Below are 21,493 nucleotides of genomic sequence, written 5' to 3'. Positions count from 1 at the left end.
GTGAAGTACCTATGCGTGACAGATTCCGGGGCCGGCGGAACTCCGTAGCGTTCTCCTCAGCAGAACGAAGCACCCGAACAAGGAGAAAAGCCATGAGTGACGCAACCGAGCTGGTCGGCCGCTACCTCGCCAGCTGGAACGAGACCGACCCGGCCGCCCGGCGCGCCGCGATCGAGGAGATCTGGACCGCCGACGCCGTCTACATCGACCCGCTGGTGTCCGTCCAGGGCCGCGACGCGGTCGACGCGGTGATCGGCGCGGTGCAGGCCCAGTTCCCGGGGCTGGTGTTCACGCTGGTCGGGACGGTGGACGCGCACCACGACCTGGCGCGGTTCCAGTGGGGACTGGGGCCGGTCGGCGCCGAGCCGATCGTGGTCGGGTTCGACGTGGTCACCCTGGTCGACGGCCGGATCGGCACGGTGCACGGCTTCCTCGACAGGGTCCCGACCGCCTGACCCCGGATCCGCACCCGGATCCGCGCCCGCGCCCGGGGCCGGACGACCCCGGTTACACGTTTCCGGCCCGGGTCGGCCTACCCGACGGCTCCGGGACTCCGGCCCGACCGCCCGTGGTCGGGCGACCAGCCCCCTCCGCACCACACCCCCGATTGGACCCACCATGAAGCTCCTGCGCATCGCCCTCCGCCTCGACGCCCTGGTCACCGCAGGCAACGGCCTGGCCTACCTCGCGCTGGCCGGACCCCTGCACGACCTCCTCGGGTACCCGAAGGAACTCTTTATCCCGGTCGGCATCTTCCTGATCCTCTTCGGGGCGGGCGTGTGGCTCGCCTCGATGCCGGCGACCGCGAACCGCCCGCTCGTCGGCACGATCATCGTCGCGAACGTGCTGTGGGCCGTCGTCAGTGTGGTCGAGCTGGCCACCGGCGCCCTGGAGGCGAGCACGGTCGGCGCGGTCTGGGCCGTGCTCCAGGCCGGGACCGTCGCGGGGTTCGCGGGATTCCAGATGCTCGCGCTGCGCCGGGCGGGTTAGATCAGCGGAATGCGCATCGAACTCGTGGCCGGCGACATCACCACCCAGCACGTGGACGCGATCGTCAACGCCGCCAACTCCGCACTCCTCGGCGGGGGCGGCGTGGACGGCGCGATCCACCGCAAGGGTGGCCCGGAGATCCTGGCCGAGTGCCGGGCGCTCCGGGCCGGCCACTACGGCAAGGGGCTGAGGACGGGTCAGGCGGTCGCCACGACGGCCGGCAGGCTCCCGGCCCGCTGGGTGATCCACACCGTCGGCCCGGTGTACTCGCCCACCCTCGACCGCTCGGCCGAGCTCCGGTCCTGCTACACGGAGTCCCTGCGGGTGGCCGACGAGCTGGGCGCGGCGACGGTGGCGTTCCCCCTGATCTCGGCGGGGATCTACCGGTGGCCCGCCGAGGACGCGATCCGCGTCGCCCTGGCGGCGCTCCGCACCGCCGAAACCTCCGTGCGCACAGCCACCCTCGTCCTCTTCGAGGCCGACCGCCTGCCCCTGGCGGAGCGCCTCCTCAGGGAGTGACCGGGCAGCGCCGGCCCGTGCGACGCACCCGGCGACCGTGCCCCGAATCATCCGATCAAGAGCCATCAACGGACCGCGACAGCCCCCCGCCTAGGCTGGGGTCGTGCGCGAGACGACTGAGGACCGGCTGGACCAGTACACGACGCTGCGGTTGGGCGGGCCGGCCGAGCGGCTGATCGAGGTGGCCGACGCGGCGGAGACGGTGGCGGCGGTGAAGACCCCGGGGCCGCTGTTCGTGCTGGCCGGCGGGAGCAACGTGGTGGTCTCCGACGCCGGGTTCGCCGGCACGGTGGTGCTGCTGCGGTCCCGTGGCCTGCGGTTCCACGGGGATCAGGTGCACGTCGAGGCGGGTCACCCGTGGGATGAGGTGGTCGCCGAGGCCATCGCGGAGGGGTACTCCGGGATCGAGGCCCTCTCGGGCATCCCCGGTTCGGCGGGCGCGACCCCGATCCAGAACGTTGGGGCCTACGGCCAGGAGATCGCCGAGCGCGTGGTCAGCGTCGAGCTGTACGACCGGCGGCGCGACGTCACCGAGACGTGGGGGCCGGGGGACTGCGGGTTCGCGTACCGCAGCAGTGTCTTCAAGAATAATGACCGGTTCGTCCTGCTAGGCGTGACGCTCCAGCTCGCCAAGGATCCGCGATCAGCCCCCGTCCGGTACGCCGAACTGGCCCGCGCCCTCGGCGTCGAGATCGGGGACCGGGTGCCCCTGGCGACGGCCCGCGACACGGTGCTCCGGCTGCGCGCCGGCAAGGGGATGCTGCTCGACGGGGCCGACCCGGACACGTACAGCGTGGGGTCGTTCTTCACGAATCCGCTGGTCACGCCGGAGGTCGCGGCGGGGCTGCCCGAGGACGCGCCGCGCTGGCCGCACGGTGACCTGGTGAAGGTGCCGGCGGCGTGGCTGATCGAGCGGTCGGGCTTCCCGAAGGGCTACGCCCGGGGCAATGTCGCCATCTCGTCCAAGCACACCCTGGCCCTGACGAACCGGGGCGGGGGCACGACGGCGGAGCTCCTGGCGCTCGCCGACGAGATCGCGGCGGGCGTGTCGGCCCGGTTCGGCGTGGCGCTGCACCCCGAACCGGTCCTGGTCTGACCCGTCCCGGGTCCACGCCGGGCCACCCGGGCCCGAGCCGAGCCACGCGGGTCCACGCCGGGCCACCCGGGCCCGAGCCGAGCCACGCGGGTCCACGCCGACCCGCCCGGGTCCACGCCGCCCGAGCCGGGCCCGTGCCGGGCCACCCGGGCCCGCACCCGCGAACCCCCAGGTCAGATCCGCCACCCCCGCCTGGCCCGGGTATGGAACATCCCCGGAAACGTCGGACACTCGAACACCTCGACCCGACTGAGCTGCTGCGCGGAGAACGCCTCCACCTCGGCCCTGGTGAACCGGCTCCGTTCCATCCGGCCGTCGAAACAGCTCGGATGCTTGCACTGCGGCGGCACGGTCACCCGCACCGCGACAGCCACCAGTCACCCTCTCCGGCATGGTGTATCAGGTACTCGTGCGACGGCAGCAAAACGACCTCTCCCCGATCCGTCGGTACGGACACCAGGGGCATCCCCGCGCGGGTCAGCCGGTAGCTGTGCCCCGTCACGAACCACGAACCCCCGGTGACCTGCCAGTGGAAGCCCACGAACCGGAGCCGGTAGGTGTCGCCGGGCACCAGCCAGTACGTGTGGAACCCGTCGTTGTCGAGTCGCAGACTGACGACGGCGGCGCGGCCGGCCTGGACAGTGGTCTCCACTGTGGCAAGTCGGGTGATCGTGGGCATGGTGGACCTCCTCGTCGGTTAGTTCGTGTCGCAGGGTGGTTTTTGTTACACGCTCGGTGGAGGGATTTCGGCGGGCACCGTACGCCCAGTCAGACTCGCACCGCCTGCGGAGCTAACGCAGCGTAATCGCCGGCCCCGGCGTGAGTGAGTGTCGCCGACCGGATCCGGCGCGCGGCCGGCACCCGGCCCGTTCCGGGACTACGGTCGAGGGCGGACCGCCGCACCGGGCGGGACCTGCCACACGGAAGGGAACGGTCATGGTCGACATTGCCAGTGAGGTGGACGCGGTGCGCCGCATGGTCGGCGGGCGCGCCACGTTGACCGGCCAGGACCGCACCGTCCTCCTGCAACGCGCGTTCCCCGAGCCGGTCGCCGAGGTCTGGGCCGCCTGTACGGACCCGGAGCGGCTCCGGACCTGGTTCCTGCCGGTCACGGGTGACCTGCGGGTCGGGGGGACGTACCAGCTGGAGGGCAACGCGGGCGGTGGGATCCGGCGCTGCGAGCCGCCGCACCTGCTGACCGTGAGCTGGGTGTTCGGCGAGAGCGCCACCGAACTCGAACTGCGGCTGTCGGAGGATTCGGCGGGCGGCACGGTGCTCGACCTCGAACACGCCGTGGCGGTGGACGAACACTGGGCGGAGTTCGGGCCGGGCGCGGTCGGCGTGGGCTGGGACCTGGCCGTCCTGAGCCTGGGCCGGCACCTGCGCGGCGAGCCGATCACGGACCCGGTGGCCTGGCAGTCCTCCCCGGAGGCCCGGGAGTTCGTGACCCGCGCGGGCATGGCCTGGGGGAACGCGCACGCGCTGTCCGGGGCCTCGGCGCTGGACGCGGCGGCGGCAGCGGCCCGCACGACGGCGGCCTACGCCCCGTGACCCGTGGTACCGCCTAGGGTCGGACGATACTGATCCACATCGCGACGCCCGCGGCCGCGAGCAGGGCGGTCAGGATCGACGCGCCGATCGTCCACCACCGGTGCGAACGCTCGCCGTCGCCGGCAACTCCGTGCACCCTGCCTCCCCGCGCCGAACCGCTGGTCGAAACGCCGAGGCTACAACTCCCGGGCCACACAGCAAAAACAAGGAACAACAATCCACTTTGGAGGGTACGAGTACCCGCGGCGGCCGGGTCCCCGTGAGCAGGACCGCCCGTCAGGCTCCGGGTTGTGCGGGGACCGGCCAGTCCACGGTCAGCTCGCCCAGCCGCCAGCGCCCGGGCCGGTCGCGCACCGGCCAGCCCGCGTCCCGGAGCACCGTCACGGCGCGTACCCACCGGTCCCGGGCCCCGAACGCCTTGTACGGCGCGGCGGCCAGCCACGCGGCGTCGAGCGCGGCCAGCAGCTCGTGGACCCGTTCGCCGGGTACGTTGCGGTGGATCAGCGCCTTGGGCAGCCGTTCGGCGATCACCGCCGGCCGTTCCAGGTCCGCGAGGCCCACGGAGAACGTCAGCGACACGGGCCCGGCCGGGGTGACGGCGAGCCACGCGCACACCCGGCCGAGCTCGTCGCACGTGCCCTCGACGAGTACCCCGCCGGGCGCGAGCGTGGAGGTCATCTGCCGCCACGCGTCGGCGACCGCCCCCTCGTCGTACTGGCGGAGGACGTTGCACGCCCGGATCAGGGTCGGCCGCAGCCCGGCGAGCTCGAAGCCGCCCCGCTGGAAGGAGAGCGTGTCGGTGCCGAAGGGCTGGGCCGCCAGTACCCGGAAAGGATCTATCTCCAGGCCCACGGTGCGCGCCGGGCGCAGCCGACGGTGCATCTCGACGGTCGTGACCGGGGAGGCCCCGTAGCCGAGGTCGACGACGAGGCCGAGCAGCTCCGGGTACCGCCAGGCGATCCACCGGTCGAACCTGCGCAACCGGTTGGGGTTGGTGGTCCCCCGGGTGACCTCCCCGACGGGCTTCACCGGGCCGGCCCGGTGCTCGGGGCCGGCCGCGTGCCCGGTGTGCCTCCGACCCGCCTCACAGCACCCGGTGCACCTTGTGGTTGGCCGCCTGGGCCAGCGGCCGGAGCACGATCCGGTCGATGTTCACGTAGTGCGGCCGGGTCACGGTCCACGCGACCGCGTCGGCCACGTCGTCGGCGACCAGCGGCTCGGCGACCCCGGCGTACACCTTGGCGGCCTTCTCCTGGTCCCCGAGCCGGTTGAGCGCGAACTCCTCGGTCCGCACCATGCCGGGGTCGATCTCGATCACCCGGACCGGCCGGCCGCACAGCTCCAGCCGCAGGGTCTCGGTGAGCGCGGTCTGGGCGTGCTTGGCGGCGACGTAGCCCCCGCCGCCCTCGTAGGCCGCCAGCGCCGCCGTGGACGAGATCATCACGATCGAGCCCCGGCCGGACGCCTCCAGCGCGGGCAGCAGGGCCTGGGTGACCCGGAGCGAGCCGAGGACGTTCACCTCGTACATCCAGGACCAGTCCTTGATCTTGCCCGCCTCGACGGTGTCCGCCCCGAACGCGCCACCGGCGTTGTTGACCAGCACCTCGACCTCGCCGACGGCGGCCGCGAGGGCCTCGACCTCGGCGTCGGAGGTGACGTCGCACGGCACGGCGGTGCCGCCCAGCTCGTCGGCCAGGGCCTTGATCCGGTCGGCGCGGCGCGCGGCGAGGACGACGTGGAAGCCCTCGGCGGCGAGCCTGCGCGCGGTGGCGGCCCCGATCCCGCTCGAAGCACCGGTGACGACGGCTGTGGGTCTCATGCGTCCGATCTTAGGCAGGCCGGACGGCCCCCTGACCGGGTGCTCCGGACCGCGACCGAGTTCAATGTCCGATTCCAGCTGTGAGTCACGCCACCCGGGGCCGCAGAGGGGAAGAGCCATGTTGAGAACACAGTTGACACTCGCGTGCCATTCTCTTCTGAGCTGCCGCGCCGGATTGCCACGCTTTCGGTGCATACGTCACCCCTGCACCAGCCGGGTACGGGTGACGCCGGCGGCATGAACGTGTACATCGTCGAGGTGTCGCGCCGGCTCGCCCAGGCGGGCGTCGAGGTGGAGATCTTCACCCGCGCCACGTCCAGCGACCTGCCGCCGACCGTCGAGATGGCCCCGGGCGTGACCGTCCGGCACGTGCACGCCGGTCCGTTCCAGGGCCTCAGCAAGGAGGAGCTGCCGGCGCAGCTGTGCGCGTTCACCAACGGCGTGCTCCGCGCCGAGGCGGCCCGCACCCCCGGCTGGTACGACCTGGTGCACTCGCACTACTGGCTCTCCGGGCAGGCCGGCTGGCTCGCCAAGGACCGCTGGGGCGTGCCGCTCGTGCACACCGCGCACACCCTGGCCAAGGTGAAGAACGCACAGCTCGCGGAGGGTGACCAGCCCGAACCGAAGGCGCGTGTGATCGGTGAGGAGCAGGTGGTCGCCGAGTCCGACCTCTTGATCGCCAACACACTGGCCGAGGCCCGGGACCTGATCAACCTGTACGACGCCGACTGCTCCCAGGTCGAGGTCGTGGAGCCCGGCGTGGACCTCGACCGGTTCAGCCCCGGCAGCCGGTCCACGGCGCGCCGCCGGTTCGGGCTGCACGACGACGCGTACGTGCTCGCCTTCGTCGGCCGGATCCAGCCGCTCAAGGCGCCCGACGTGCTGGTCCGGGCCGCCGCCGAGATGGTGGCCCGCGACCCGGAGCTGGCGAAGAAGCTGGTGGTCCTGATCTGCGGCGGCAACAGCGGCAGCGGCCTGGACCTCGCCGCCCTGACCAGCTCCCTGGGGCTGGGCGACGTCGTGCGCTTCATCCCGCCGCAGGGCGGTTCGGCGCTCGCCGACCTGTACCGCGCGGCCGACCTCGTCGCCGTACCCAGCTACAACGAGTCCTTCGGCCTGGTCGCCGTCGAGGCGCAGGCCTGCGGCACCCCGGTCGTCGCCGCGGCCGTCGGCGGGCTCACCACGGCCGTGAAGGACGAGGTCAGCGGCCTGCTGATCGACACCCACGACCCGCACGACTGGGCCACCGCGCTCACCCGGCTGGCGTACGCCCCGGCGCGTCGTGCCGAGTTGTCCGCCGGAGCCGTCGCGCATGCGCAAGACTTCTCCTGGGCGCGGACCACCGACGGGCTGCTCGCCGGCTACCGGGCCGCGCTCGCCGTGCACCGTTCCCGCCTGCTGGAGGTCGCCGGGCTGTGAGTCTCACCGAGTTGATCGAGACGACGCTGCGCGCCCGGGAACTGGAGTACGAGCGGACCGGGGACAGGTTCGTGGTGACCCTGCCCGGTACCCACAAGCTGAAGACCGTCTGCAACCTGACCGTCGGCGAGCACGCGCTGAAGGTCGAGGCGTTCGTGATCCGCCAGCCCGACGAGAACCGCGAGGCCGTCTGGGCGTACCTGCTCCGGCGCAACGCCGCGATGTTCGGCGTCTCGTTCGCGATCGACGCGGTCGGCGACGTGTACCTGACCGGCCGGGTGCCGCTGTCGGGGCTCACGGAGGACGACCTGGACCGGCTGCTGGGCTCCGTGCTCACCTACGCCGACGAGAGCTTCGACCCGCTGCTGGAGCTGGGCTTCAGTTCGGCGATCCGGCGCGAGTGGGCCTGGCGGGTCTCCCGTGGAGAGTCGCTGGCGAACCTGGCGGCGTTCCAGCACCTGGTGGGCGACACGGACGAGTCTAATAGCAGACAGTAGCCGTGTGAGGGATCGTACAGTTGGCAACGCTTGCGTATCAATTTGTTGATCACCTATGGTTACCCCTAGTTACGGGGGCAAGGTGTCGCGCGACACCAGGACAGTGGTCGGGGGGCTACGGGTCCGGTGTCGCGTGGCTGCTGTCGCTGAGCGCTGCCGGGGGGTGGCGGCCGCCGCGACGAAGGTTGGCGGGCGTGGGATCCGAGTCGGGGGGCTCCTTTCCTACGCCCGCTTCTCCGTTCCCCGCGAGCGCCGCAGGGCCTCGAGCCTCCAGCCGTGCCCCGCTGTGGGCGGCGGCTCGCTCCGGGCCCCTCAGGCGTCGACGAGTTCCCGCTGCTCCGCCACCCGGCGCTCCCGGGCCGGCCCCGTGACCAGGTGCCCTGCCGCCGTCGCGAGCCCCAGCCCCAGGCAGATCACCCAGTGCCAGTCGCCGAGCGTCTGCAGACTCAGCCCACCCAGCGCGGGCGCGGCGAACGCCGACGCGGCGAAGGACAGATTGAACACTCCCTGGTACTGGCCGCGCAGCCGCTCCGGGGACAACTCCGCGATGATCGCCGCGTTGGGCGGGGCCGCGAGCATCTGGCCGACGGTCCAGATCACGACCGTGATGGCGTACCCGGCGAGGGAGCCGACCAGCGCCGTCGCCCCGTAGCCGATCGCCACCAGGAGCAGGGCCAGGGCGAGCACCCGGGCCTTGCGCGCCCGGCCGATCAGCTTCGGCACGAACAGCTGCCCGGCGACGACCATGCCCGCGCTGAGCGCCATGACCAGCCCGTACTGGCCCGTGCTCAGGCCGTCGCCCTTCATCGCGAGCGGCAGCATCGTCGTACTCTGCGCGAAGATCATCGCCATCAGGAACGTCAGCCCGACGAACACGAGATACGGCCGGTCGGTCAGCGCGCGCCCGAGCCCCTTCCCGCCGGTGACGTGCGGGTGCCGGACCAGCGTCTCGGGCACCTTGAACAGGATGATCAGCACCGCGATCAGCGTGGCCGCCGCGTCCAGCCCGAAGAGGAGCAGGTAGGAGACGTCGGCGAGCACCCCGACCAGCAGGGCGGCGACGGCGGCCCCGCCGAAGAAGGCCCAGTACAGCAGGTTGAACGCCTGGAGCCGCCTGGGCTCGGGGACCACGTCGGTGATCGCCGCGACGGCCGCCGGTCCGCCCAGCTGGGTGGTGATCCCGAGCAGGGTGGCGGTGACGGCGATCGCGACGGGGGTACTCGACAGCCCGACGGCCATCATGAGCACCGCCGACGTGGAGTACGCCAGCAGCATGGTCTTCCGCCGGCCCCACCGGTCGGCGAGCACCCCGCCCGCGAGGACGCCGAGCGCGCCACCCGCGCCGTGCAGGCCGATCACGAGCCCGGTCGCGGCCGTACTCATGCCGCGGATGTCCTTGAGGTAGATCGCCAGGAAGATGATGGCGAAGCCGCCGAGCCGGTTGATCAGGAGCCCGGTCCAGATCGCCCAGTAGGTGCCTGACAGCCCGCGCACGGCGCTCCTCAGGAAAGAATGTGATCGGTAAGCGATTACCAACGCTACGAGCTGGGGCTCCCCGCCAACAGTGGTCGTCCCGACACCTGGACGTGTCCCTCGTCACTCGTCACGGTCGGTGACCCCGACGGCCCGGGCCCGGCCCCCGCGCAGGCCACAGCGTGACCGGGGGACCGCCCGGACTCGACCTGGCGACCGGGCAGCGCCTGCGCCGGCTCCGCGACCGAGCTGCCCCGCAACACCCAGGCCGGGCCGGCGACCGGGCCGCTCCGCACGCCCAGGCCGAGTTCCGCGATTTGGGCTGTTTCGTAGCGCCTGGTTCGGGTCCCATGACCGGGCCGCTCCGCACGCCCGGGCCGGGCCTCGTGTCCGGGCTGCTCCGCAGCGCCTGAGTCGGGCCCCACGACCGGGCCGCTCCGTAACGTCTAGGCCGGGCCCCGTGACCGGGCCTCGACGTCGTCCCGGAGCGGCCCCGGGGTCCACGGTGACTACGCCGCGACCAAGTCCCGTTCGCGGCTCGTCGCGCGCATGATCGCCACCCGCCGGGCCCGCGCCGGCCCCACCACCAGATTCGCGACGGCGACCGCCACGCCCAGCCCGGCCACCACCAGCCACAACGTCGTCGTCCCGAGGTGCTGGGCCACGAGCCCGCCGCCGACCGGTCCGAGAAACGTCGCGCCGGTGAAGCCGAAGGAGGCCACGCCCTGGTACCGGCCCCGGGCGTCCGGCGGGGACAGCTCCGCGACCAGCGCCGAGGTCGCCGGCACCATCAGCATCTCGCCGAACGTCCACACCCCGACGGTGACCATGTACACCCACAGGCTGTCGGCGAACACGACCAGCCCGAACCCGACCCCGATCATGAGGGCGGACACCGCGAGCATCCGGTCCCGGCGGAACCGGGCCACGAGCTTCGGCATGAACAGCTGGCCGACCACGATCATCAGGCCGTTGACGACGATGATCTGGCCGTAGGAGGTCGCGCCCAGCCCGTCCTCCGTCAGCGAGGCGGGCAGCATCTCGCACGCCTCGATCATGGTCCAGGTCAACAGGTTGATCAGCACGAACACCATGAACGTCCGGTCCCGGAACACCGCGCCGAGCCCGACGGCCGCCGGGCGTTCGGTGACCGGCGCGACCGGCCGGGTCTCGGGCACCTTGACCGCGATCAGCAACCCGACGAGGAGCAGTACGGCGGCGTTCGTCGTGAACAGCAGGATCGGCTTCGTGTGCGCGAGCAGCCCGGCGAGCAGCATCGCGGCGGAGAACCCGATGTTGATCGCCCAGTAGTTGAGGGTCAGCGCGCGGGCCCGGTCCTTGTCGCCCACCACGTCCACGATCGTCGCCCCGTACGCGGGCCGCGCGATGCCCAGCAGGGTGCCGAGCAGCAGGGACAGCGCGGGGATGACCCACTGGTTCTGGGTGAGGCCGAGAGCGACCATGGTGACCGCGGCGGGCACGGTCGCGCCGAGCATGGCGGGCCGGCGGCCCCACCTGTCCGCGACGATCCCGCCGATCAGGGTGCCGAGCGCGTTGCCCGCGCCGCCGAGTCCGATGACCAGGCCCGCGTAGGACACGTCGTAGTGCCGGACGGAGATCAGGTACACGCCGAGGTAGATGTTGGCGACGTTGCCGGTCCGGTTGATCAGGGTCGCGGTCCACAGGTACCAGAAGGTGCGGGGTAGGCCCTTCCACACGCTCACGCCGCCACCTTGGCCGCGACGACCCCGTTCTCCAGTGCGTGCAGCTCGGCGACCCGCTGGTTCCGCGACTTCGCGAGCAGCACGTTGGCCACGGCCCCGACCACCCCGACCACGAGGCAGCCCCACCACAGCCACGCGCCCCCGAGGTGCTGGATGACGAACCCACCCACCAGCGGGGCTGCGAACGCCGCCGCGGAGAAGGACAGCGAGAACCCGCCCTGGTACCGGCCCCGCGCGGCGGAGGGGGACAGCCGGGCGATCAGTTCGGAGTTCGACGGGGACTGGATCATCTCGCCGAGGGTCCAGATGATGACGGTGAGCGCGTACACCCCGAGGCCGCCGTGCGCGAACGCGGTCAGGCCGAACCCGACGCCCATCACGAGCGAGCCGAGCCCGAGCACCCAGGACGGGTCGCGGCCCCGGACCAGGAGCGGGATGAACAGCTGGCCGGCGACGATCAGGATGCCGTTGAGTGCGATGACCAGGCCGAAGTCGATGCTGGTCAGGCCCTCGCCCTGCATGATCAGCGGCAGCGAGGACAGGTGCTGCATGAACACCATCGAGGTGAGGAACGTCAGCGCCATCATGCCGAGGAACGCCCGGTCCCGGAACGGGTTGACCCCGACCTGCGTGGCGTCGGCGTTCGCAGCCGGGGGGACCGTCGGCAGGTCGGGCCGGGTCTCGGGCACCCGGAAGAAGACGACGAACGCGGTGGCCAGGTTGGTGGCGGCGTTCACCGCGAAGATCATGACCGGGTTGAAGTCGGCCAGCAGGCCGCCGAGCAGGGCGGAGATGGAAAAGCCGGCGTTGAGTACCCAGTAGTTGAGGCTGAAGGCGCGCACCCGGTCCTTGTCGGGCACGATGTCGACCATCATGGCGGAGAACGCCGGACGGGACATGTTCTGCGCGACGCCCATCAGGGTGCCGACGACGAGGATCGACCAGCGGTCGTCGACGAAGCCGAGCGCCAGGATCAGGGCCGAGGTGGCCACGTTGGCCGTCAGGAGGGTGCTGCGGCGGCCCCAGCGGTCGGCGAGCTGGCCGCCGATCAGCACGCCGGCCGCGCCGCCCGCGCCGATCAGGCCGATCACGAGGCCGATGAACTGCGCGTCGAGCTTGAGGGTGTCGTGCAGGTAGAACGTGAGCAGGAAGCCGACGAAGGCGCCCGCCCGGTTGATCAACGTTCCGGTCCACAGGTACCAGAATGTTCGGGGTAGACCGCCAGCCGTCTGCTGCCACCATCCGCGCACGGGCGACCTCCAGGGTAAGGATTCCAGGTCCGATGATTCCTTACCTCCCCGATCAAGGTCACCCAGTTTCCGACGTGTCCTCGGTCACGGGGCGTGACGTCCCTAGGATGGGCGTCATGACGATCGGAACCCTGGTTCTCCTGCGGCACGGCGAAAGTGTCTGGAACGCGAAGAATCTGTTCACCGGCTGGGTGGACGTCGACCTCACCGAGAAGGGCGAGGCCGAGGCCAAGCGGGCAGGCGAACTGCTCCGGTCGGCCGACGTGCTGCCCGATGTGTTGCACACCTCACTCCAGCGGCGGGCGATCCGCACCGCCGAGCTGGCCCTCGACGCGGCGGACCGGCACTGGATCCCGGTGCACCGTTCCTGGCGGCTCAACGAGCGGCACTACGGAGCGTTGCAGGGCAAGGACAAGAAGCAGACCCTCGCGGAGTACGGCGAGGAGCAGTTCATGCTCTGGCGGCGCTCGTACGACATCCCGCCGCCCCCCATCGACCCCAACGACGAGTACTCCCAGGCGGGCGACCCCCGGTACGCGGCCGTGCCCGCGCCCCTGGCCGAGTGCCTCGCGGACGTCGTCGACCGCGCCCTGCCGTACTGGTACGACGCGATCGTCCCGGACCTGCTCCTGGGCAAGACGGTGCTGGTCGCCGCGCACGGCAACTCGCTGCGCGCCCTGGTCAAGCACCTCGACAGCATCTCGGCGAGCGACATCGCCGGGCTGAACATCCCGACCGGCTTCCCGCTGCGCTACGAGCTCGACGAGGAGCTGCGGCCGGTGAAGTCGGAGTACCTGGACCCGGCGGGGGCCGCGCAGGCCGCCCAGGCCGTGGCGAACCAGGGCCGCTAGCACGACGACGAAGCGCCCGCCCTCCGCAAGGAAGGCGGGCGCTTCGTCGTAAACAAATAAAGATCTTGAAGCTCTTGAACTAAGGCGCAGTGGCCCGCTCAGGGCGAATCTGGCAAGCATCGCGGAGAGCCGCTAGGGCAGCGCCCTGCGGCTCTCCGGGATGCGCAGTCCAGATTCGTTCTGAGCGGGTCCCATCACTCCCCGAGCGGGGCGCCCGTGACGAGGTAGACGACCTGCTTGCCGGCGTTGACCGCGTGGTCCGCGTAGCGCTCGTAGAACCGGGCCAGCAGCGCCGTGTCCACCGCCGCCTCGATCCCGTGCTGCCACTCGCCCTCGAACAGCGCCTTGAAGAGCTGGCGCTCCAGGGCGTCCATCTCGTCGTCGTCCTTCTCCAGCTCGGCGCCCAGGGTGGCGTCGCGCTCGGCGAGCACCGCGACGACCTTCTTGGCCATCCGGTCGGCGACCTTCCCCATCTCGGTGAAGATCTCGTGCAGCTCGGCGGGCACCGCGATCTCGGGCTTGCGGCGCAGCGACGTCTTGGCGATGTGCTCGGCCAGGTCGCCCATCCGCTCGATGTCGGTGGCGATGTGCAGGCTGGTGATGATGGCCCGCAGGTCGCCGGCGACCGGGGACTGGCGGGCGAGCAGCTCGTAGACGGTCTCCTCGACGTTGCGGTACATCGTGTTGATGCCCTCGTCGTCGGCGAGCACGTTCTCGGCGAGGACCTGGTCTGCGGTGAGCAGGGCCCGGGTCGCCTGGCGGAGTGCGTGGCGCACCTCGCTGGCCATGGCCACGAGGGTGCCGGCGAGTTGGGCGAGGTCAGAGCGGAATAGGTCGCGCATGGTCCCCACCGTAGGGCTGATCGGCATACGGCGCGTGAACGTCGGTGAACGTGGACAATCCTGAGGGTGAACATTCGGGAGAACCGAGCGTTTCGAATACTTCCCACTGGTGGAATCCGGCGAAACTCACCCTACGATCGGCCTGTGAATGTGGTGCTGGCGATGGTTGTGGGCGCCGCTCTAGGTGCCGGAGTGACCGCGCTCTTTTTCAGGGCGTCCCGGGGGAGTAAGACAGTGCAGGTTGTGGAGACCGACCTCGCCAGGACCAGCCTCGACGGCCTGCGGGCCGGCGTCATCGTCCTGGACCCGACCGACAGGGTGGCTCTGGCCAATCCGGCAGCGATCGGGATGAAACTACTCAAGAACGACGAGAGCGGCCTTTCCCATGCGGTACTGCGCAGCCTGGTCGCCCAGGTCCGGCGCAGCGGCGACCCGCGCGACGTGGAGCTGGACCTGCCCCGCAGCGGCGGGCGCAACCCGCTGGGCGTCCGGGTCCGGGTGACCGTGCTCGACGACGACCACGTGCACCTGGAGGTCGAGGACGTCACCGAGGCGCACCGGGTGGCCCGGGTCCGCCGTGACTTCGTGGCCAACGTCAGCCACGAGCTCAAGACCCCGGTCGGCGCGTTGCAGCTGCTCAGCGAGGCCCTGCTGGAGGCCGTGGACGATCCGGAGACCGCCCGGCGGTTCACGGAGCGGATCCAGCACGAGTCCGCGCGGCTGGCCCGGCTGGTCAGCGAGCTGATCGAACTGTCCCGGCTCCAGGGCGCCGAACCGCTGCCCGAGCCGGAACCGGTCGGCGTCGACCGCATGATCAACGAGGTGCTGGACAGGTCGCGGACGGCCGCCGTCGCCAAGGAGATCACGGTGCGCTGGGAGGGCGAACACGGCCTCACGGTGTACGGGCACGAGGGCCAGCTCGTCACCGCGCTGGCGAACCTCGTGGAGAACGCGATCGCGTACAGCCCCGAGAAGACCGCGATCACCATTTTCTCGGAGAAATCCGGCAAGAGGGTGAAAATCGCAGTGGCGGACGAGGGGATCGGCATCGCCGCCGAGGACACGGATCGCATCTTCGAACGCTTCTACCGGGCCGACCAGGCGCGGTCCCGGGCGACCGGCGGAACGGGCCTTGGCCTGGCGATTGTCAAGCACATCGCCAGCAACCACGGGGGGAGGGTCGAAGTGAGCAGCGAAGTAGGGGTTGGTTCAACGTTCACCTTGCGGCTGCCGTCCCGACCCCCGGCCGGTGCCTCCGCGTTGAAGAGCCAGACTCGTATGGCTGACATGAAGACGAAGGGACGCCCGTGACCAGGGTACTTGTGGTCGAGGACGAGGAGTCGTTCTCCGACGCGCTGAGCTACATGCTGCGGAAGGAAGGGTTCGAGGTCGCTGTGGCCGCGACCGGCACCGCGGCGATCGTCGAGTTCGACCGGGCCGGAGCGGACATCGTCCTCCTCGACCTGATGCTGCCGGAGATGTCCGGCAGCGAGGTGTGCCGGCAACTGCGCACCCGGTCCAACGTGCCGATCATCATGGTCACCGCGCGGGACAGCGAGATCGACAAGGTCGTGGGCCTGGAGATCGGGGCCGACGACTACGTCACGAAGCCCTACTCCCCCCGCGAACTGGTCGCCCGGATCCGCGCCGTGCTCCGCCGCCAGATCGAGCCCGCCGAGCTGCTGCCCGGCACCCTCGAGGCCGGCCCGGTCCGGATGGACGTCGACCGGCACACGGTCAGCGTCTCCGGCGGGACGGTGCAGCTGCCGCTGAAGGAGTTCGAGCTGCTCGAACTGCTGCTGCGCAACGCCGGCCGGGTGCTGACCCGCGGCCAGCTGATCGACCGGGTGTGGGGCGCCGACTACGTGGGGGACACCAAGACCCTCGACGTGCACGTCAAGCGGCTGCGCTCGAAGATCGAGCCGGAGCCGTCGACGCCGCGCTACATCGTCACGGTGCGCGGTCTCGGCTACAAGTTCGAAGCCTAGGGGTTGTGCCGACCCGCTGAGAACGAATCTGGACTGCGCATCCCGAAGATCCGCAGGGCGCTGCCCTAGCGGCCCTCCGCGATGCTTGCCAGATTCGCCCTCAGCGGGCCACCTCGCCTTAGATCAAGAACCAGATCACCGGCGTTTGATGGTTACGCCGCGTTTCTGGGCCGGCGCGCGGCGGCCGATCCGTGGGGCGGCGCCCAGGCGCCTACGGCAGGGTCAGGCGTTCCCGGCGGCCACGGTCGCCGGGTGGATCGCGATCAGGCCGGTCTTCAGGCGGGCCGCGCACAACTCGGCCAGCTTGTCGTACGCCGGCTGTCCGAGCAGCGCGATCAGCTCGGGGCCGTACTCCAGGTACATCGGCTGGGTGCCCGTGTGCGCCTCAGGGGACGACGTGCACCACCAGTGCAGGTCGTGGCCACCCTCGCCCCAGCCGCGCCGGTCGAACTCCCCGACCACGTCCAGCAGCACCTTCGTGTCGTCGGGCCGCTGCACCCAGCTCTGTTCGCGGCGGATCGGCAGCTGCCAGCACACGTCCGGCTTGTACTCCAGCGGGTGCACCCCGTCCCGGAGCGCCTGGGCGTGCAGCGCGCACCCCGCGCCGCCCTCGAAGCCCGGACGGTTGAGGAACACGCACGCCTCGCCCTCGGTGGCGGTCCGCCGGGCGGGCTTGTCCTCCAGGTCGTCCATCTCGGTGTAGTTCTTGAAGCCCTTGCGGAAGTGCTGCCAGGTCTCCGGGGTGAGCTTCTTGACGGCCGCCTTCACCCGCTGCTCGTCATCGTCGTCGGTGAAGAACGCGCCGTGTGAGCAGCAGCCGTCGGGGGAGCCGCCGGGGGTGATCCCGTGGCAGCCGCGGCCGAAGATGCAGGTCCACCGGGACAGCAGCCAGGTCAGGTCGGCCCGGACCATGTGCTCGGCGTCGGCGGGGTCGGCGAACTCGATCCACTCGCGCGGAAAGTCCAGGGCCACTTCTTTCGTGGGTATTACACGCTGCGTCACCAGGTCAGATTACGCGCAGGGCATGATGGGGCGTGTGACTGATGATGTGTTCACCGTAGATTCGTTGCGCGGCGTGGCCCTGGCCCAGGGCTGGAGCTACCGGGAGAACGACCAGGGCTTCGCCGACCGGTGGGGCGGGCCGCCCTTCGACACCTGGTCGGGTTCGAAGCGGGCCGCCGACGTCGTGTCGGGCGAGTACCGGGAACGGCCCGTCGTGGCGTTCTGCCTGCTGACCGGCGACGAGAACTTCCTGGTCGTGGCCACCTCCCTGCCGGGCCGGTTGCCCCGGTTCGCGCTGGCCCCGCCGGTCGGCGCCGTGGACCCGGGCCCGTTCGGGTACGGCTTCGAGGCCGAGGACCCGGACCTGGCCCAGAAGTACGAGGTGTACGCGGCCGACGCGGACCTCGCCGCCGCCGTCCTGCACGTCGACGCCGTGGCGGTGCTCCGCAAGCACCGCAGCATGGACTGGCGGATCGAGGGCCGCGACCTGCTCGCCATCGAGCGGATGGACCGCGAGGTGTCGGAGGACGACCTGCTCGGCACGCTCGACGCCCTCGTCACGATCGCGGTGGGCATCCCGTCCGGGCTGTTCGACCGCTACCCGACCCCGACTCCGTACCCGGCAGTCTGACCATGCGGCTCGGCGTACTCGACGTCGGTTCCAACACCGTCCACCTGCTCGTCGTCGACGCCCACCGGGGCGGTCACCCGTGGCCGGCGCACTCCGAGAAGAGCGTCATCCGGCTGGCCGAGCACCTCGACGACAAGGGCCGGGTCACCGCCGAGGGGGCCGACGCGCTCGTGGCCGCCGTGGCCACCGCGCGCCAGGCGGCCGAGGACAACGGCGTCGAGGAGATGCTGGCGTTCGCGACGTCGGCGCTGCGGGACGCGGGCAACGGCAAGGAGGTGCTGGCCCGGGTCAAGGCCGAGACCGGCGTCGTCCTGGGCGTGCTCAGCGGCGAGGACGAGGCCCGGCTGACGTTCCTGGCCGGCCGGCGCTGGTTCGGCTGGTCGGCGGGCAAGCTGCTGCTCCTCGACATCGGCGGCGGCTCCCTGGAGCTCGCGGCCGGCGGCGACGAGCTGCCGGCGGTGGCCATGTCCCTGCCGCTCGGCGCGGGCCGGCTCACCCGGAACTGGGGCGACGACCTCGACGGCCTGACCGAGCACGTGGAGAAGCTGCTCGCCCCGGTCGTCGCGGACCTGCGCACCCACGGCTGGGACCGCGCGGCGGCCACGTCGAAGACGTTCCGCAGCCTGGCCCGGCTCGCCGGGGCCGCCCCGTCCCGGGCCGGCCTGTGGGCGCCGCGCACCCTGACCCGGGAGGGCGTGCACCAGGTGCTCGCGTTCATCCGGCGGATGGACCCGGCGGCGCTCGCCGAGCTGGACGGGGTCAGCCCCCGGCGCGCGCACCAGCTGGTCGCGGGGGCCGTGGTCGCGGAGGTCGCGATGCGCCAGCTCGGGGTGGAGAAGCTCGACATCTGCCCGTGGGCGCTGCGGGAGGGCATGATCCTGCGCTGGCTGGACTACGCCTGATCGCCGGGGCCCCGCCCGCGTGCGGTGGGGCCCCGGCGGCGGCCGACCCGGGCCCGGCCACGGCAGTCCTCGGAGTGCGGCGGCCGGGCCCGTCAGGCGTCACCTGGACGTAACACGCCCTACACACGGTGATCATCCGGACACGGCTACCCTGGGTAGGTGACGCCGATTCCGGTCCTGCTCTCAAGCTCCTCCGTCTATCCCGAGGCCACCCCCGCCGCGTTCGAGCTCGCGGCAGGCCTCGGCTACGACGGCGTCGAGGTCATGGTGTGGACTGACGCGGTCAGCCAGGACGCCACGGCCCTGCGCCAGCTCTCCGCGCACTACGGCGTGCCGGTGCTCGCCATCCACGCTCCGTGCCTGCTCGTCACCCAGCGTGTCTGGAGCCCGGATCCGTGGGAGCGCCTGCGCCGGGCCGCCGTGCTGGCCGAGGAGATGGGCGCGCCGACGGTCGTGGTGCACCCGCCGTTCGCCTGGCAGCGCGACTACGCCCGGACGTTCGTGACCGGCCTGGAGAAGCTGACCCGCCAGCACCCGGGTGTGCGGTTCGCCGTCGAGAACATGTACCCGATCCGGATGGCCCGCCGCGAGTTCGTGCCGTACTCGCCGCACTGGGACCCCACCGAGGTCGGCTACCAGGCGTACACCCTGGACCTCTCGCACTGCGCGGCGGCCAAGATGGACGGCCTGGACCTGCTCCGCACCATGGGCGACCAGATGGCGCACCTGCACCTGGGCGACGGCACGGGCAAGGGCACCGACGAGCACCTGGTGCCCGGGCGGGGCACCCAGCCGTGCGCGGAGGTGCTGACGGCCCTGGCCAACAGTGAGGGCTTCACGGGGCAGGTCTCGATGGAGGTCAACACCCGCAAGGCCGGCTCCCGGGCAGCCCGGGAGGCCGACCTCGCCGAGGCGTTGGCCTTCGCGCGCCGCTACCTGGCGACGTCGGCCGTGACCGCGGGCAGCTGACGCCCTGCGCCGACCGCCTCGACGGCCGCCGCCGGCAGTTGCTGGGCCTGGAGCTCGGCCTTCTTCCGGGCCCGGTGCGCGGCGACGTGCGACCGGGTGGCGCACCGTTCGGAGCAGAACCGGCGGCAACAGTTCGACGAGGTGTCCAGGTAGACGTTGCCGCACCGCTCGTCGGCACACACCCCGAACCGGGCGCTGCCGTGCTCGCACAGCCACACCGACAGGCCCCACACCGCGCCGGCGAGGTACTCGGCGCTCACCGCCTCGCCGCGACCGGTCACGTGCATGTGCCAGTCGGAGGAGTCGTGCCCGGAGATCCGGGGTTGCATCGGGTGGGCCTGCAGGAGAGCATTGAGCTCGGTGACGGCCTCGGGGTCGTTGCCGGTCGTGCCGGCCTCGAAGACTCCCCGGAGCCGCTTCTGGGCGCGGCGCATGGTGACGAGGTCCCGCTCGGAGAGCTTGCTCTGCCACCAGGGGTGCGCCTCGAAGAACGCCACGAGGGCGTCCATGTCGCCCAGAGGCGCGTTGACAAGATCAACGGCTGTCTGGGCGTACTCGTCGAAATCCACGCCCTAACGGTAGACAATCCCCGGCGAAGTAACCAGCATCGAGCGTCACAAGTCCTTACAGTTCACAGTCCTTACCCTGCCAGGGTGGTCCCCCTCGCCAAAGATGGGACGACCGCCGGATACCCTTCGAACCATGCTCCGTTCGGTAATCCTCGCCGCGGCCCGCAGCAAGCGGGTCGAGCGGCTGGTCGAGAAGGCCCCGGTCAGCCGGGACGTGGTCCGTCGCTTCGTCGCCGGAAACACCACCGACGACGCGCTGGCGGCGACCCGCGAGCTCGTCGCCGACGGCCTGGCCGTCACGCTGGACTTCCTCGGTGAGGACACCTTCACGGCCGAGCAGGCCACCGCGACGAAGGACGAGTACCTGCGGCTGCTCGCCGCCCTCGACGCCGCCGAGCTGACCCCGGAGGCCGAGGTCAGCCTGAAGCTGTCGGCGCTGGGGCAGAAGTTCGACGAGGAGCTGGCGCTGGCCAACGCGCGGGAGATCTGCGCCGCCGCCATGAAGGCCGGCACGACGGTGACCCTCGACATGGAGGACCACACCACCACGGACTCGACGCTGGACATGCTCGCCGAGCTGCGCAAGGACTTCCCGACCACGGGCGCGGTCCTCCAGTCGTACCTGCGGCGGACCGAGGCGGACTGCCGCGAGCTGGCGGTCTCCGGGTCGCGGGTGCGGCTGTGCAAGGGCGCGTACAAGGAGCCCGAGTCGGTGGCGTACCAGACCGCTCTGGACGTGGACAAGTCCTACGTGCGCTGCGTGAACACCCTGATGTCCGGCGCGGGCTACCCGATGCTGGCCACCCACGACCCGCGCCTGATCACCATCGGCGAGGACCGGTCGCGGTGGTTCGACCGGTCGGGCGACTCCTTCGAGTTCCAGATGCTCTACGGGGTGCGCCCCGAGGAGCAGCGCCGCCTGGTCCGGGACGGCTACACGGTCCGGGTCTACGTGCCCTACGGCACCGAGTGGTACGGCTACCTGATGCGCCGGCTCGCCGAGCGCCCCGCCAACCTGGGGTTCTTCGCCCGGGCGCTGGCCACGAAGAAGTAGTTCCGCTTCCCGTCGCCCCCGGTCCGGCTCCGTGCCTGCCGGGGGTGTCGTGTCTCCGGCCGGGCTGTGCCCGCGTGGGATTTCCGCCGCGCACGGCGACACCCATCGGGCAGGCCCGGCGCAGTGCCCGGTTGCCACATCCGAGCCTCGGCCGGCCCCGACCGGATGTCAACGCTTCTGTCGCATATTGGCGGAAATAAGTGACTAGTGGGCGTTTGAGCTGGGCAAACGTGAAGAGTCACACGCTTCGATTACGTAGAGCTATCGCGTTAGCCACACCCGTCCCGTTACCGTACAAGGAGCACGTGCGTGTCCGCTGATGGCGGCCCCGCCGTCGGCCGCCGTGC

At 71.3% G+C, this 21,493-nt stretch carries 25 protein-coding genes; 14 read left to right on the top strand and 11 right to left on the bottom strand.

Going from position 1 to position 21,493, the window contains the following annotated elements:
• Nucleotides 1-92: 92 nt before the first annotated feature.
• From PT931_RS24710 to PT931_RS24695, 4 genes are all read left to right on the top strand, one after another.
• Nucleotides 93-455, top strand: a complete 363-nt coding sequence (locus PT931_RS24710; protein ID WP_456248063.1) for a nuclear transport factor 2 family protein — start codon at nucleotides 93-95, stop codon at nucleotides 453-455.
• Between the two features lie 163 nt (nucleotides 456-618).
• Nucleotides 619-990: a hypothetical protein gene (locus tag PT931_RS24705; RefSeq protein WP_456248062.1), complete on the top strand. Its 372-nt coding sequence runs from the start codon at nucleotides 619-621 to the stop codon at nucleotides 988-990.
• 9 nt (nucleotides 991-999) lie between these two features.
• Complete coding sequence (locus PT931_RS24700; protein WP_456248061.1) at nucleotides 1,000-1,509, top strand: O-acetyl-ADP-ribose deacetylase; 510 nt, start codon at nucleotides 1,000-1,002, stop codon at nucleotides 1,507-1,509.
• A 103-nt stretch (nucleotides 1,510-1,612) separates the two neighbouring features.
• On the top strand, nucleotides 1,613-2,605 hold the full coding sequence (locus PT931_RS24695) for a UDP-N-acetylmuramate dehydrogenase (RefSeq protein WP_456248060.1): 993 nt from the start codon (nucleotides 1,613-1,615) through the stop codon (nucleotides 2,603-2,605).
• A gap of 173 nt (nucleotides 2,606-2,778) precedes the next feature.
• On the opposite strand, the gene PT931_RS24690 is transcribed toward PT931_RS24695, so the two are convergent.
• Together PT931_RS24690 and PT931_RS24685 are read right to left on the bottom strand one after the other, a co-directional pair.
• On the bottom strand, nucleotides 2,779-2,979 hold the full coding sequence (locus PT931_RS24690) for a hypothetical protein (protein ID WP_456248059.1): 201 nt from the start codon (nucleotides 2,977-2,979) through the stop codon (nucleotides 2,779-2,781).
• A complete protein-coding gene (locus PT931_RS24685) occupies nucleotides 2,958-3,284 on the bottom strand; it encodes a hypothetical protein (protein ID WP_456248058.1) in 327 nt (108 codons plus the stop codon). Before PT931_RS24685 ends, PT931_RS24690 begins: the two co-directional genes overlap by 22 nt.
• A 257-nt stretch (nucleotides 3,285-3,541) precedes the next feature.
• Here PT931_RS24685 and PT931_RS24680 point away from each other — a divergent pair, with 257 nt between their 5' ends.
• The gene (locus PT931_RS24680; protein WP_456248057.1) at nucleotides 3,542-4,156 is read left to right on the top strand and encodes an SRPBCC family protein; all 615 of its coding nucleotides are present in this window, start codon (nucleotides 3,542-3,544) and stop codon (nucleotides 4,154-4,156) included.
• A 13-nt stretch (nucleotides 4,157-4,169) separates the two neighbouring features.
• Here the strand turns inward: PT931_RS24680 and PT931_RS24675 are convergent, their stop codons facing one another.
• The 3 genes from PT931_RS24675 to PT931_RS24665 all read right to left on the bottom strand — a co-directional run bounded on the left by PT931_RS24675 (nucleotide 4,170) and on the right by PT931_RS24665 (nucleotide 5,975).
• Entirely contained in the window at nucleotides 4,170-4,292 is a 123-nt protein-coding gene (locus PT931_RS24675; protein WP_456248056.1) for a hypothetical protein, read from the bottom strand.
• Nucleotides 4,293-4,432: 140 nt separating this feature from the next.
• Nucleotides 4,433-5,185: a class I SAM-dependent methyltransferase gene (locus tag PT931_RS24670; RefSeq protein ID WP_456248055.1), complete on the bottom strand. Its 753-nt coding sequence runs from the start codon at nucleotides 5,183-5,185 to the stop codon at nucleotides 4,433-4,435.
• Between the two features lie 55 nt (nucleotides 5,186-5,240).
• Nucleotides 5,241-5,975 carry an SDR family oxidoreductase gene (locus PT931_RS24665; RefSeq protein WP_456248054.1) on the bottom strand — a complete coding sequence of 245 codons (735 nt, stop codon included), beginning with the start codon at nucleotides 5,973-5,975 and terminating at the stop codon, nucleotides 5,241-5,243.
• 144 nt (nucleotides 5,976-6,119) lie between these two features.
• On the opposite strand from PT931_RS24665, the gene mshA reads away from it, so the two are divergent.
• Together mshA and PT931_RS24655 are read left to right on the top strand one after the other, a co-directional pair.
• Nucleotides 6,120-7,394, top strand: a complete 1,275-nt coding sequence (mshA, locus tag PT931_RS24660) for a D-inositol-3-phosphate glycosyltransferase (protein ID WP_456248053.1) — start codon at nucleotides 6,120-6,122, stop codon at nucleotides 7,392-7,394.
• Nucleotides 7,391-7,891, top strand: coding sequence for a type III secretion system chaperone family protein (locus PT931_RS24655; protein ID WP_363729761.1), 501 nt, complete (start codon nucleotides 7,391-7,393; stop codon nucleotides 7,889-7,891). Before mshA ends, PT931_RS24655 begins: the two co-directional genes overlap by 4 nt.
• 312 nt (nucleotides 7,892-8,203) lie before the next feature.
• Here the strand turns inward: PT931_RS24655 and PT931_RS24650 are convergent, their stop codons facing one another.
• The 3 genes from PT931_RS24650 to PT931_RS24640 all read right to left on the bottom strand — a co-directional run bounded on the left by PT931_RS24650 (nucleotide 8,204) and on the right by PT931_RS24640 (nucleotide 12,338).
• On the bottom strand, nucleotides 8,204-9,385 hold the full coding sequence (locus PT931_RS24650) for an MFS transporter (protein ID WP_456248052.1): 1,182 nt from the start codon (nucleotides 9,383-9,385) through the stop codon (nucleotides 8,204-8,206).
• A gap of 488 nt (nucleotides 9,386-9,873) precedes the next feature.
• Nucleotides 9,874-11,088: an MFS transporter gene (locus tag PT931_RS24645; RefSeq protein WP_456248051.1), complete on the bottom strand. Its 1,215-nt coding sequence runs from the start codon at nucleotides 11,086-11,088 to the stop codon at nucleotides 9,874-9,876.
• Nucleotides 11,085-12,338 (bottom strand): MDR family MFS transporter, encoded by a 1,254-nt coding sequence (locus tag PT931_RS24640; RefSeq protein WP_456248050.1) that lies wholly within the window; start codon nucleotides 12,336-12,338, stop codon nucleotides 11,085-11,087. The genes PT931_RS24645 and PT931_RS24640 overlap by 4 nt, the downstream gene beginning before the upstream one ends.
• A gap of 107 nt (nucleotides 12,339-12,445) precedes the next feature.
• Here PT931_RS24640 and PT931_RS24635 point away from each other — a divergent pair, with 107 nt between their 5' ends.
• Nucleotides 12,446-13,189: a phosphoglyceromutase gene (locus PT931_RS24635; protein WP_456248049.1), complete on the top strand. Its 744-nt coding sequence runs from the start codon at nucleotides 12,446-12,448 to the stop codon at nucleotides 13,187-13,189.
• A 194-nt stretch (nucleotides 13,190-13,383) separates the two neighbouring features.
• On the opposite strand, the gene phoU is transcribed toward PT931_RS24635, so the two are convergent.
• Nucleotides 13,384-14,031: a phosphate signaling complex protein PhoU gene (gene phoU / locus PT931_RS24630; RefSeq protein ID WP_456248048.1), complete on the bottom strand. Its 648-nt coding sequence runs from the start codon at nucleotides 14,029-14,031 to the stop codon at nucleotides 13,384-13,386.
• A gap of 162 nt (nucleotides 14,032-14,193) precedes the next feature.
• On the opposite strand from phoU, the gene PT931_RS24625 reads away from it, so the two are divergent.
• Both PT931_RS24625 and PT931_RS24620 read left to right on the top strand, forming a co-directional pair.
• The gene (locus PT931_RS24625) at nucleotides 14,194-15,342 is read left to right on the top strand and encodes an ATP-binding protein (protein ID WP_363729919.1); all 1,149 of its coding nucleotides are present in this window, start codon (nucleotides 14,194-14,196) and stop codon (nucleotides 15,340-15,342) included.
• Nucleotides 15,339-16,019 (top strand): response regulator transcription factor, encoded by a 681-nt coding sequence (locus PT931_RS24620; RefSeq protein WP_363729736.1) that lies wholly within the window; start codon nucleotides 15,339-15,341, stop codon nucleotides 16,017-16,019. Before PT931_RS24625 ends, PT931_RS24620 begins: the two co-directional genes overlap by 4 nt.
• A 222-nt stretch (nucleotides 16,020-16,241) precedes the next feature.
• Here the strand turns inward: PT931_RS24620 and PT931_RS24615 are convergent, their stop codons facing one another.
• On the bottom strand, nucleotides 16,242-16,991 hold the full coding sequence (locus PT931_RS24615) for a hypothetical protein (protein WP_456248209.1): 750 nt from the start codon (nucleotides 16,989-16,991) through the stop codon (nucleotides 16,242-16,244).
• A gap of 64 nt (nucleotides 16,992-17,055) precedes the next feature.
• On the opposite strand from PT931_RS24615, the gene PT931_RS24610 reads away from it, so the two are divergent.
• From PT931_RS24610 to PT931_RS24600, 3 genes are all read left to right on the top strand, one after another.
• Nucleotides 17,056-17,652, top strand: coding sequence for a hypothetical protein (locus PT931_RS24610; protein ID WP_456248047.1), 597 nt, complete (start codon nucleotides 17,056-17,058; stop codon nucleotides 17,650-17,652).
• 2 nt (nucleotides 17,653-17,654) lie between these two features.
• Nucleotides 17,655-18,554, top strand: a complete 900-nt coding sequence (locus tag PT931_RS24605) for a Ppx/GppA phosphatase family protein (RefSeq protein ID WP_456248046.1) — start codon at nucleotides 17,655-17,657, stop codon at nucleotides 18,552-18,554.
• A 159-nt stretch (nucleotides 18,555-18,713) separates the two neighbouring features.
• Nucleotides 18,714-19,523, top strand: coding sequence for a sugar phosphate isomerase/epimerase family protein (locus tag PT931_RS24600; protein WP_456248045.1), 810 nt, complete (start codon nucleotides 18,714-18,716; stop codon nucleotides 19,521-19,523).
• On the opposite strand, the gene PT931_RS24595 is transcribed toward PT931_RS24600, so the two are convergent.
• On the bottom strand, nucleotides 19,487-20,092 hold the full coding sequence (locus PT931_RS24595; protein WP_456248044.1) for a CGNR zinc finger domain-containing protein: 606 nt from the start codon (nucleotides 20,090-20,092) through the stop codon (nucleotides 19,487-19,489). The two genes, PT931_RS24600 and PT931_RS24595, sit on opposite strands and share 37 nt — an antisense overlap.
• 133 nt (nucleotides 20,093-20,225) lie before the next feature.
• Between PT931_RS24595 and PT931_RS24590 the strand changes: the two genes are divergently transcribed.
• Nucleotides 20,226-21,146, top strand: coding sequence for a proline dehydrogenase family protein (locus tag PT931_RS24590; protein WP_363729725.1), 921 nt, complete (start codon nucleotides 20,226-20,228; stop codon nucleotides 21,144-21,146).
• Nucleotides 21,147-21,493: the final 347 nt, after the last annotated feature.

This window comes from Longispora urticae, from assembly GCF_053902585.1.
This window is presented reverse-complemented; position numbering and strand designations above follow the sequence as displayed.